The 10967-nt window shown below is 72.5% G+C and carries 7 protein-coding genes; 1 reads left to right on the top strand and 6 read right to left on the bottom strand.

Going from position 1 to position 10967, the window contains the following annotated elements:
* The 6 genes from ACQKIP_RS28070 to leuS all read right to left on the bottom strand — a co-directional run.
* The coding region (locus ACQKIP_RS28070; protein WP_427744454.1) for a carboxypeptidase-like regulatory domain-containing protein at positions 1-332 on the bottom strand (332 nt) is incomplete at its 3' end.
* Positions 333-592: 260 nt separating this feature from the next.
* Positions 593-3277 (bottom strand): ComEC/Rec2 family competence protein, encoded by a 2685-nt coding sequence (locus ACQKIP_RS28065; protein ID WP_365858035.1) that lies wholly within the window; start codon positions 3275-3277, stop codon positions 593-595.
* Positions 3278-3441: 164 nt separating this feature from the next.
* On the bottom strand, positions 3442-4575 hold the full coding sequence (locus ACQKIP_RS28060) for a ComEA family DNA-binding protein (RefSeq protein WP_365857858.1): 1134 nt from the start codon (positions 4573-4575) through the stop codon (positions 3442-3444).
* A 129-nt stretch (positions 4576-4704) separates the two neighbouring features.
* Positions 4705-5550, bottom strand: a complete 846-nt coding sequence (locus ACQKIP_RS28055) for a DegV family protein (protein ID WP_365857856.1) — start codon at positions 5548-5550, stop codon at positions 4705-4707.
* 111 nt (positions 5551-5661) lie between these two features.
* Entirely contained in the window at positions 5662-6426 is a 765-nt protein-coding gene (locus ACQKIP_RS28050) for a hypothetical protein (RefSeq protein WP_365857854.1), read from the bottom strand.
* A gap of 131 nt (positions 6427-6557) precedes the next feature.
* On the bottom strand, positions 6558-9458 hold the full coding sequence (gene leuS / locus ACQKIP_RS28045; RefSeq protein ID WP_365857852.1) for a leucine--tRNA ligase: 2901 nt from the start codon (positions 9456-9458) through the stop codon (positions 6558-6560).
* A 403-nt stretch (positions 9459-9861) separates the two neighbouring features.
* On the opposite strand from leuS, the gene ACQKIP_RS28040 reads away from it, so the two are divergent.
* Positions 9862-10967, top strand: a 1106-nt coding sequence (locus ACQKIP_RS28040; protein WP_427744451.1) for a cytochrome b/b6 domain-containing protein, incomplete at its 3' end; no start/stop codon positions are given.

Raw genomic sequence — 10967 nt, 5'->3', positions numbered from 1 at the left:
GCCCGGTACGGGGTGAACCCCTCGGCCGAGACCGCCAGCCGGTAGTCCCCGGCCGGCACGGTCGCGACGAACGAGCCGAACGGATCAAGGCCTCCGCCGACCACCTTGCGCCCCATGGCATCACTGACCGTGAACTCCGCATGCCGCACGGGTTCATTGACTGGGTCGAGCACCCGGCAGCTGAGCACTCCCGCGCTGGGCGGAACCGCCACGGCGGACAGCGGCCCTCCGGCCCGCCCTGCCCGGACCGGCCGGGCGGCCGGTCCTGGTCCACCGGCTCGGTCCGTCCGACCGGCACGGTCCGTACGGTCCCTCAGCCAACGGCCGAACATATGCGACACACCCCCGCGCACCTTGACAACTCCTGTCCCGAAGGTGCATTCGATCACCGTTGCGGCATTCGATGCAACACGAACCCACTTTGCTGGAATGCAGTGCTAGTGCTTGAAGTGTCGCGAGTAACCGAATTGATGACCGCGAGGGGTGTTTTGACGGAACGTCGCCCTCGACTTGTCGGGTTCGGCTCGTCCGGACCCGTCCGACTCGGCTCAGCCGGACCCGTCCGGCTCGGCGTGTCCGGGGCCCCTGCCGCCTAGGGCGGGCGGGTCGCCACCCGTAGGGGCGGCGCAGTGCCGTCCGGCGGGCCGGCCGCCGGTCCGCCGGGCGGTCCGATGACCGCGATCGCACCGCTCGTGTCCGTCCGCACCACCTCCGCTCCCCCGGCCCGCAACGCCGCGACCGTGCGGGGTGCCGGGTGTCCGTATGAGTTGTCCCTGCCGCAGGAGATGAGGGCGAGGCGTGGCGCGGTCCGCCGCAGGAGGCCGGGGTCCTGGTAGGCCGAGCCGTGGTGGGCGACCTTGAGGACGTCCACGGGTGGCAGCGCGGCCACTGCCGGTGTGCGGGCGAGGGCCCGCTGGGCGGGCGGTTCGAGATCGCCGAGCAGCAGCAGGGTCATCCCCGCGGCGCGGACGAGCAGGGTGACGCTGGCGTCGTTCGGGCCGTCGGGAGCCGATGCCGGGCCCGGTCCTTGCGCCCCCGGCCAGAGCACCTGCCAGTCCAGGACACCGCCGCCCGCGCGGCGCCGCTCCCCCGCCACGGCACGGCTCACCGGAATCCGGTGGGCGGCTGCCTGCTCACGCACGAACCGCGCCTGTTCGGGCGGCTCCTCGTACCCGGTCGTCTGGATCGCACCGACCGAACGCCCCCGCAGCACGCCCGGCAGTCCCGCCACATGGTCCGCGTGGAAGTGGGTGAGCAGGACGAGCGGTACACGCATCACGCCGAGCGAGCGCAGACAGCGGTCCACGAGCACCGGGTCGGGCCCCGCGTCGACGACCACTCCCGCCCCGTCACCGGCGGCGAGCACGGTGGCGTCCCCCTGGCCCACGTCACACATCGCGAACCGCCACCCCGGCGGCGGCCACCCCGCGATCACCCGGGTGAGGGGCGGCGGCTGCACGACCGCGAGGAGGAGCAGCAGGGCGCAGGCCGCGCTGAGCAAGGGGTGTCTGAGGAGCCTGCGGCCGACCAGCACCACGCCGACCGTGGCGAGGGCGAGCAGCAGACCTCCGCGCCAGCCGCCGGGCCAGTCCATCCCACTGCCGGGCAGGGCCGCGCCCGTGCGGGCGATGTCCGCGATCCACCCGACCGGCCAACTCGCGCACCAGGCCAAGACCTTGGCCACCGGCATCGCGAGGGGGGCCGTCGCGAGCGTGGCGAAGCCGAGGACCGTGGCGGGCGCGACGGCCACCTCCGCGAGGAGGTTGCAGGGCACCGCCACCAGGCTCACCCGTGCCGCCATGACGGCGACGACGGGCGCGCACACCGCCTGCGCGGCAGCCGCGGCGGCCAGCGCCTCGGCCAGGCGCGGACGGACCCCGCGTCTTTGCAGAGCGGTGCTCCACCTCGGAGCGAGGGTGAGCAGGGCGCCGGTGGCGAGTACGGAGAGCAGGAAGCCGGGGCTGCGGGCCAGCCACGGGTCGTACAGGACGAGCAGCAGCACGGCCGCCGCCAGGGCCGGGATCAGCGACCGGCGTCTTCCGGTGCCGAGGGCGAGCAGCGCGACAAGACCGCAGGCGGCGGCCCGCAGCACGCTCGGATCAGGTCGGCAGACGATGACGAAGCCCAGGGTGAGGGCCCCGCCGGCCAGCGCGGTCGCCCGCAGCGGGATTCCGAGCCGCGGTGCGATACCCCGCCGCTCCGCGCGTTGCGCAAGGCCGGGCGGACCGATGAGCAGGGCGAGGACGATCGTGAGATTGGCCCCGCTCACGGCGAGCAGGTGCGTCAGGTCGGTCGCCCTGAAGGCCTCGTCAAGATCGGGCGGCACGCGAGATGTGTCCCCGACGACCAGACCGGGCAACAGCGCCCTGGCGTCGGGCGGCAGCCCCTCCGTGGCCTCCCGCAGCCCGCCGCGCAACCGCCCCGCCAGGCGCTGCGGCCCTGACGGCGCCTCGATCACCCTCGGCGGCCGCTCCCCGGCCACTCGGACCACCGCGGCAATGCGGTCACTCTGCGGCAGGGGTGGTGCGAGGTCCGCCCGGACGCGGAGCCTGGTCGACGGCAGGAGCGCGAGCCACCGGCCCCTGGACCAGGGACCGGCGGCATCCCCGGCAAAGAGGAGGGCCGGGGTACGGGTCACGGAGGTCTCGCCGCCTGCCGTCCTGACCCGGACGATCTCCACGTCCAGCATCACGGAGGGCGGCACGGCGTGAGCTCCCGTGACGCGGGGCCGGGTGAGCCGGGGATCAGAGGTGACCTCCACGTCGACCTCCGCGTCGGCGTACTGCCGCGCAAGCCCCGGAACCGGCCCCCGGTACAGATCGGCCCCGTGCAACGCAGCCACCCCACCCCCCGCCCCGCCACACACCAGGACACCCACCACCAAAACCCGCCACCAGACCTGCCGCCGATCCGGGAGGCGTGGGTCCGGAAGGCGTGGATCCGGGAGGCGTGGGTCTGGTAACTGCGAGCCCGGGGAACGCAGGTCCGGGAGTTGCCGGTCCGGGGCCTGCGCATAGGGAAGCCGCCGGACCGAAGCCTGCGCATCCGGGAGCCGCCGCGAGCCCCGAAGCCATGGGGCCGGGGCCCGGCGGTCCGGGAGCCGCCCGTCCGGGAACTCCCTCCCCCGGACACTCCGCGCCCCCTCCCCCGTCACCCGCCCCCGCACCGTCCACGTCACCAGCAGGGCGCCGGCCGCCGCCACGCAGACCGCCACGGCTGCGATCACCCATCGGGGCGGGGCGTCCAGGGCCAGTGCCGCCGCTCCCCATGCCGCCAGGGCGGGCGGTACGAGGCGTAGGTCCGGCGGGCCCTCCTGGCGAGGGTGGGCATCCCCGAGCCGATGTCCCGACGCGCCGTCAGCGGCGGGGGCCGAGGCGGAGGCAGCCGGTGGCGTCGAGCCGACGGCTCCCTCCGCCCCCGTGGCCGTCCGGCTCCGCCGCCTCATGGCCGCACAAGATTCTGCAGGTCGGCATAGCGCTTGTCGCCGATTCCATTGACCTCGCGCAGTTCGTCCACCGAGCGGAAACCGCCGTGCTCCGTGCGGTAGTCGATGATGTGCTGGGCCAGCACGGGTCCCACACCCGGCAGTTCGTCGAGTTGCTCGGCGGTGGCCGTATTGAGGGCGACCGGCGCGGCCGGGCTCGCTCCCGGCGACCCGGCGGCCGCCCCCGCGCCAGGCGCCGCCGGACCTGCCGGACCTGCCGGAGGCGCCGCCGGGGCGCCCACGGCCACCTGTTCGCCGTCGATGAGCAGGCGGGCCCGGTTGAGGCCCGCCGTGTCCGCGCCGGGGCGGACTCCGCCCGCGGCCTTCAGCGCGTCGGCCACCCGGGACCCCGCGGGCAGCCGCTGCATCCCCGGGCTGCGGACCTTCCCGCTGACGTCGACGACGACCTCACCACCGCCCGCACCGGGCACGCCGCCCGCACCGCCCGCCGACCGGCCGCCGCCTGCCGGAGAAGGCGCGGCTCCGGGTGACGCAGACGGCTCCGCGCCCCGCCCTGGCGCCGCACCGACCACGTCAGGCGCCCGCACCGGCTGCGTCCGCCCCGCCCAGAAATGCTGGGCGGCGAAGACCCCGGCAAGGGCGATGACCACCACGAGGGCGACCAGGCTCCGCCTCTCGAGTCCGCACCGCGTCTGCAGCCACAACGGCAACCGCTCCCGCACCGCAAGCCCCGCCCGCCCCCGCACCGGCGGCACCGCCTGCTCCCCGCCGTCTGCGCCGGACCGCACCGGCCGCTGCTCCGGGGCTTCGGTCCGAGGCTGCGGAAGCCCATCCCGCACTCCCCCGGCATCCGGCGGCGCCCCCGATCTCAACTCCCCTCCGCCCTCTGCCCGTACGGGCTCGGCGAAGAGCGACTCCGCCCGCTGCCGCAACGCCAGCGCCCGCTCCCGCGCCTCCCCCGAAGCATGGCTGCGCCTGGCGGCCCGCCTGTGCGCGCGGCGATACCGCTGACGCCCGTCGGAGACGCGACCGTCGGAGGCGCGGCTATCAGAGAAGCGACCGTCGGACGCCGGGCCGCGCCCCGGTCCGCTCGTCGCCGCAGGTGTCCGTGAAAGAGATCGAAGTGTCATGCCGACGACGCTAGACACCGCGGCGAAAACTTGTTGATCTTGGTCAATTCCCGTGGACTGCCGGGCAGTTGTGGATAACCCCGCCACCCGGAAGAGTTAGAAGCAGGCGCCCTCGGAGAAGAGCCAACCTCACCGGGGCGAGACCACGGCCCCCAGCAGCCCGGGCCCCGTATGCGCCCCGATCACCGCTCCGACCTCGCTGACATGCAGCTCCGCGAGGCCTGGCACCCGGTCCCTGAGCCGGTCCGCGAGGGTCGACGCACGGTCGGGCGCCGCCAGATGGTGCACCGCGATGTCGACGCGGTCCGCCCCGGCCCGCTCGACCACGATCTCCTCGAGGCGGGCGATCGCCTTGGACGCCGTCCGCACCTTCTCCAGCATCTCGATGCGCCCGCCGTCGAGTTGAAGCAGCGGCTTCACGGCGAGCGCCGAGCCCAACAGTGCCTGCGCGGCGCCGATCCGGCCGCCCCGGCGGAGATAGTCCAGCGTGTCGACGTAGAAGTACGCGGACGTGTTCGCGGCCCGCTTCTCCGCCGCGGTCACCGCCTCGTCCGCCGAGCCGCCCGCCTCGGCCGCCTCCGCGGCGGCGAGCGCGCAGAAGCCCAGGGCCATCGCCACCATCCCGGTGTCCACGACCCGCACCGGCACCGGAGCGTCCTTCGCGGCGAGGACCGCCGCGTCGTACGTGCCCGAGAACTCGGCGGACAGATGCAGCGAGACGATGGCCGTCGCGCCCGACTCGGCGACCTCGCGATAGGTCTGCGCGAAGACTTCCGGACTCGGCCGCGAGGTGGTCACGGAGCGCCGCTTCTGGAGCGCGAGGGCCAGGGAGCGGGCGGAGATCTCCGTACCCTCTTCGAGCGCCTGGTCGCCGAGGACCACAGTCAGGGGTACCGACGTGATGCCGTGCCGTTCCATCGTCCGCTGCGGCAGATAGGCCGTTGAATCGGTGACGATCGCGACATGACGGGACATGCGGTGGAGATTACCTGCCTGGAGCGTACGACGGCAGCCCGGCCCCGTGCCGACCACTCTGCCAGCCGCGCTCCCGGCCGTGCCATCTCACCCGGCGAGTGGTTCGCGCGCTCACGTCGTGCTCTCGGGCCTGGCCTGCTTCTCCCAGGGGTACGAGGGGCGCGACGCCGGCGGCGTGATGGCGGGCCGCTCCTCTTCCGGCGCGGACGGCTTCGCCTGTTCCGGCCGTCCCGGCTGCCGCGACGGCTCCGTCCACGTCTGCTCCACCTGGCCCGCGTCCGCCGCCGGCTCGGGCTCGGGCCACGCGGCGGGGGTCTGCGTGGGCGCGGGCTCCTTCGTCCAGTGCCGCAGCGCGCCGGTCTCCAGGTCGATCTGGGAGCTCAGCGACTCCAGGTCGTCGTCGGCGAAACGGTGGGCCCGGTCCCGCACCACCCACCGCAGGGAGTCCGCCGACTTCGTGATCTGCGCCGTGCGCTCCCGCAGGGCGGGCAGCCGCTCGGCCAGAGCCGTCCTGTCGGGGTCCCGCTCAAGGCGCCGCAGCTCTTCGTCCAGCTCGTGCCCGTGCGCGCTGAGCCGCTCGAAGAGCCCCAGGGACTCCTTCAGCGAGGCGTCCTCGACCACGCCCGTCTGGAGGGCGTCCTGCGTGGACCGCATCGACGTGCGCAACGAGAGCCGCAGCTGGGCCAGTTCGGCGGCCGGACCCACCTGGGCGAAGCTCTTCGCGCGAAGCGTCGTGTCCTCCACCGACCGGCGTGCCTGCGAGATCGTGCGGTCCACGCTCCGCTTGGCGGCACCGACCGCCTTCACCGTCATGTACACACCAAAGACCAGAAACAGCACGACAAGCAGCGCCACGATCACGCCCACGGCTTCCATGACGCTCCTCTCAGGTCCTGCGGCGGGTTCCGCACCGACTCTTCAACGGTAAACGCAAAGGGCAGGCCGAGGGTTCCGACGGAACCCCCAACCTGCCCGTAGGGGACTACCCTCATGCCCCTTGCGTACCCCTAGGCCGGGACGATGTTCACCAGCTTCGGCGCCCGCACGATGACCTTGCGGATCCCGGCGCCGTCCAGCGCCGCCAGGACCCTCTCGTCGCCCAGGGCCACCTTCTCCAGCTCCTCGTCCGAGATCGACGGGGACACCTCCAGGCGCGCCCTGACCTTGCCCTTGATCTGCACGACGCAGGTCACGGTCTCGTCCACGACGTACGCCGGGTCGGCCGCGGGGAAGTCCTGGTGGACGACCGAGTCGGTGTGGCCCAGCTTGCGCCACAGCTCCTCGCCGACGTGCGGGGCCAGCGGGGCGATCAGCAGCACCAGGCGCTCGGCGACCGAGCGGGGCAGCGTGCCGCCCTCCTTGGTCAGATAGTTGTTCAGCTCGGTGATCTTGGCGATACCGGTGTTGAACCGCATGCCGTCCAGGTCCTGGCGCACACCGTCGATCGCCTTGTGCAGGGCGCGCAGCGTGCCCTCGGCGATGTCGGACTCCGCGACGTCGGCGACCGTGACCTCACCGGTCGACTCGTCGACGATCAGCCGCCACATGCGCTGCAGCAGGCGGTACTGGCCGACCACCGCGCGCGTGTCCCACGGGCGCGAGACGTCCAGCGGGCCCATCGCCATCTCGTACAGACGCAGGGTGTCGGCGCCGTACTCCTCGCAGATCTCGTCCGGAGTGACCGCGTTCTTCAGGGACTTGCCCATCTTGCCCAGCTCGCGCTTGACCGGCTCGCCCTCGAAGAAGTACTGGCCGTCGCGCTCCTCGACCTCGGTGGCCTGCACCGGGAAGCCACGGCTGTCGCGGTAGACATAGGCCTGGATCATGCCCTGGTTGAACAGCTTGTGGAACGGCTCGCTGGACGAGATGTGCCCCAGGTCGAACAGGATCTTCGACCAGAAGCGGGCGTACAGCAGGTGCAGCACGGCGTGCTCGGCGCCGCCCACGTACAGGTCGACGCCGCCGGTCGGCTGGCCTTCGCGCGGGCCCATCCAGTACTGCTCGATGGCCGGGTCGACCAGCTTCTGGTCGTTGTGCGGGTCCACGTAGCGCAGCTCGTACCAGCAGGAACCGGCCCAGTTGGGCATCGTGTTGGTCTCGCGGCGGTACTGCTTGGGGCCGTCGCCCAGGTCCAGGGTGACGTTGACCCAGTCCTCGTTGCGGGACAGCGGCGTCTCCGGAGAGGTCTGCGCGTCGTCCGGGTCGAAGGTACGCGGGGAGTAGTCGTCGACCTCCGGCAGCTCCAGGGGCAGCATCGACTCGGGCAGCGAGTGGGCGACGCCGTCCTCGTCGTAGACGATCGGGAAGGGCTCGCCCCAGTAGCGCTGACGGCTGAACAGCCAGTCGCGCAGCCGGAAGTTGACGGTGCCCTCGCCGATGCCGCGGGTGGCCAGCCAGCCGGTGATGCGTGCCTTGGCGCCTGCGACGTCCAGGCCGTCCAGCGAGATCTCCGGGTTGGCGGAGTTGACCAGCTTCGCCTCGTAGGAGGAGAAGGCGTCGTCCCACGTCGACGTGTCGGTGCCGCGGTCGTCGGACGGCTCGACCACGCACCGCATGGGCAGGTTGAAGGCCCGCGCGAAGGCGAAGTCGCGGCTGTCGTGGGCCGGGACGGCCATGATCGCGCCGGTGCCGTAGCCCATCAGGACGTAGTCGGCGATGAAGACGGGGACCTGCTCGCCGCTGACCGGGTTGGTCGCGTAGACGCCGGTGAAGACGCCGGTCTTCTCCTTGGCGTCGGCCTGGCGCTCGACGTCGGACTTGGAGGCGGCGAACGCGCGGTACTTGGCGACGGCCTCGGCAGGCGTGGCGTGCCCGCCGGTCCACGTCTCGTGGGTGCCCTCGGGCCAGGCGTCCGGGATCAGCTTCTCGACCAGCTCGTGCTCGGGCGCCAGGACCATGTAGGTGGCGCCGAACAAGGTGTCCTGGCGGGTGGTGAAGACGGTGATCGCATCGCCCTCGGAACCGGCGGGGAAGTCGACGCGCGCGCCTTCGGAGCGGCCGATCCAGTTGCGCTGCTGCAGCTTGATGGCCTCGGGCCAGTCCAGGCCGTCCAGGTCGTCCAGCAGGCGGTCGGCGTACGCGGTGATGCGCATGTTCCACTGGCGCAGCTTGGCCTTGAAGACGGGGAAGTTGCCGCGCTCGGACCGGCCGTCCGCGGTGACCTCCTCGTTGGCCAGGACGGTGCCCAGGCCGGGGCACCAGTTGACGGGGGCGTCGGAGGCGTACGCCAGGCGGTACTCGCCCAGGACCTCCGCGCGCTCCGAGGCGTCCAGCTCGCTCCACGCGCGCGTGGTGCCCGGTACGGCACGCTCACCGCTGTCGAACTGCGCGACCAGGTCGGCGATCGGGCGGGCCCGCTGCGCGTCGGCGTCGTACCAGGAGTTGAAGATCTGGACGAAGATCCACTGGGTCCACTTGTAGTAGTCCGGGTCGATCGTCGCGAAGGAGCGGCGCTTGTCGTGGCCCAGGCCCAGGGCCCGCAGCTGCGACTTCATGTTCTCCATGTTGGCCTCGGTGGAGGCCCGCGGGTGGGTGCCCGTCTGGACGGCGTACTGCTCGGCGGGCAGGCCGAAGGCGTCGAAGCCCAGGGTGTGCAGGACGTTGTGGCCCGTCATGCGCTGGAAGCGGGCGTAGACGTCCGTGGCGATGTACCCCAGCGGGTGGCCGACGTGCAGGCCGGCGCCGGAGGGGTAGGGGAACATGTCCATGATGAACTGCTTGGGCTTGGCGACCAGCGCGGCCTCCGCCTCGTCGTCCGCCGCCAGGTCACCGCTCGGGTTGGGCGCCTCGTACGTGCCGTCGGCGTCCCAGAAGTCCTGCCAGCGTGCCTCGATCTCGGCGGCCAGGGCGGCCGTGTAGCGGTGCGGTGCGGCCACCTCGGAGGCGGCAGCAGAATTCGTCTCGCTCATGATCCTCAAAGCTCCATCGATCGTCTCTGCCTGCGGAAATGACCGTCCCGGCCAAATGAAAAAGCCCCTCACACAGGAGGGGACGCCGCGCCGATGCCGACCGCGATTTTCCGGCGGTCGGGACTGATCAGCGCGGCCCGCTAAGCAGAAGGCGTACGGCACGCATGGCGTCAGGGTACCGCAGCGCTCGTGCGGCCCGCGACGAGGTTCCACCGCACCACCCCCGGCTCACCGGAGGACCGGAACCCCACCTTTGGCCAAGGGTTACTCCGCGTACCGACCGCTATCGGGGCAACACCAAGATCGAGTCGCGTTTAGATAACAACGCAATAACTCAAACCTCGTACTCACTGGTATGCGGCCACTTAGCATGCGGCGATCGAGCCATTTCGGAGTCGCCCCCATGAACCCTCTGAATCCTCATCGCAAGAGCCGCACCGACAGCTCCGCCCGCACCGACCGCAAGAGCCGTACGTTCGCAGCCTTCCCCGAACCGAGCAGAGCCACGCGCGGAGTCCTGACCACCGCCGTACTGCTGCTGATACCGCTGATAGTCGTCCTCGGGAGCGACGCCTTCCGCGCCGCCCTCGACTTCACCACCGGCGTCCTGTCCCTGGTCTCCCTGACCGCCGCCGTCGTCTGGGGCCTGGTCGCCACGGACCGCCTCTTCCTGCACTCCCGTCAGCGACTGCTCGCCCAGGCCGTGCACCGGGCCACCGCCGTCGCCTCCATCGGATTCCTGCTCCTGCACGTCACCGTCAAACTCGCGCTGGACCACGTGTCGCCGGTCGGCGCCTTCATCCCCTTCGGGCTCGGCTTCTCGGGCAGCGACGGCCTCATCGGCCTCGGCTCGCTCGCCGGGCTCCTGATGGTGGTCACGGGCGTCACCGGCGCCCTGCGCAGCGCCTTCGCGTCACCGGCCCAGGTCGCGTCGCGCTGGCGGGCGCTGCACATGCTCGCCTACCCCGCCTGGTGTTCGGCGCTGGTCCACGGCCTGTACGCGGGGCGCGCGCCCAAGCCGTGGGTGCTCGTCATGTACTGCCTGTGCCTGGTCGCCGTCGCGGGTGCGGTCGCGCTGCGCGCGGCCCCGCTGCCGATCAAGCGGAAGGTGGCCGCCCGGATCCTGGCACTCCTCGAACCCGAAGGCAGGGCGGGCGGCAGGGAGCCCGCCCGCCGGGACACCGCCCGGTCCCCGCTGCCCGGCACGGCCGCCGCTCCCGGCCGGGCCCCCGACCCGGCGCCCGACCCTCCGGTGGTCGGCATCGCCGCGGCCTACCGGGTCCTGGCCTCCACCGACCAGCCCACACAGGTCGTGCAGAGCACCGACCCCGCGCCCCGCTGGCCGGCCCCGTCCCCGCCTCCCCCGGCCGAGGCCCCACACGTCCCGTACGACACCGCCGTGTACGACACCTCGTACGACACCCACACCACGGCGTACGACTCCGAACCGCCCTCCTACCGCTCCCACGACACCGCGTACGACCCGCAGTACGACGCGGCCCACAACCC

This window comes from Streptomyces sp. NPDC059900, assembly GCF_050270335.1.
Lineage (GTDB): Bacteria > Actinomycetota > Actinomycetes > Streptomycetales > Streptomycetaceae > Streptomyces.
Note: the sequence above shows the minus strand (reverse complement) of the source record. Positions and strands in the feature narration are given on the sequence as shown.

What these genes read in the sequence shown, in the direction of transcription:
- ACQKIP_RS28060 (WP_365857858.1), bottom strand. Translation starts at nt 4,575, where the DNA reads ATGACACTTCGATCTCTTTCACGGACACCTGCGGCGACGAGCGGACCG.
- ACQKIP_RS28055 (WP_365857856.1), bottom strand. Translation starts at nt 5,550, where the DNA reads ATGTCCCGTCATGTCGCGATCGTCACCGATTCAACGGCCTATCTGCCG.
- ACQKIP_RS28050 (WP_365857854.1), bottom strand. Translation starts at nt 6,426, where the DNA reads ATGGAAGCCGTGGGCGTGATCGTGGCGCTGCTTGTCGTGCTGTTTCTG.
- leuS (WP_365857852.1), bottom strand. Translation starts at nt 9,458, where the DNA reads ATGAGCGAGACGAATTCTGCTGCCGCCTCCGAGGTGGCCGCACCGCAC.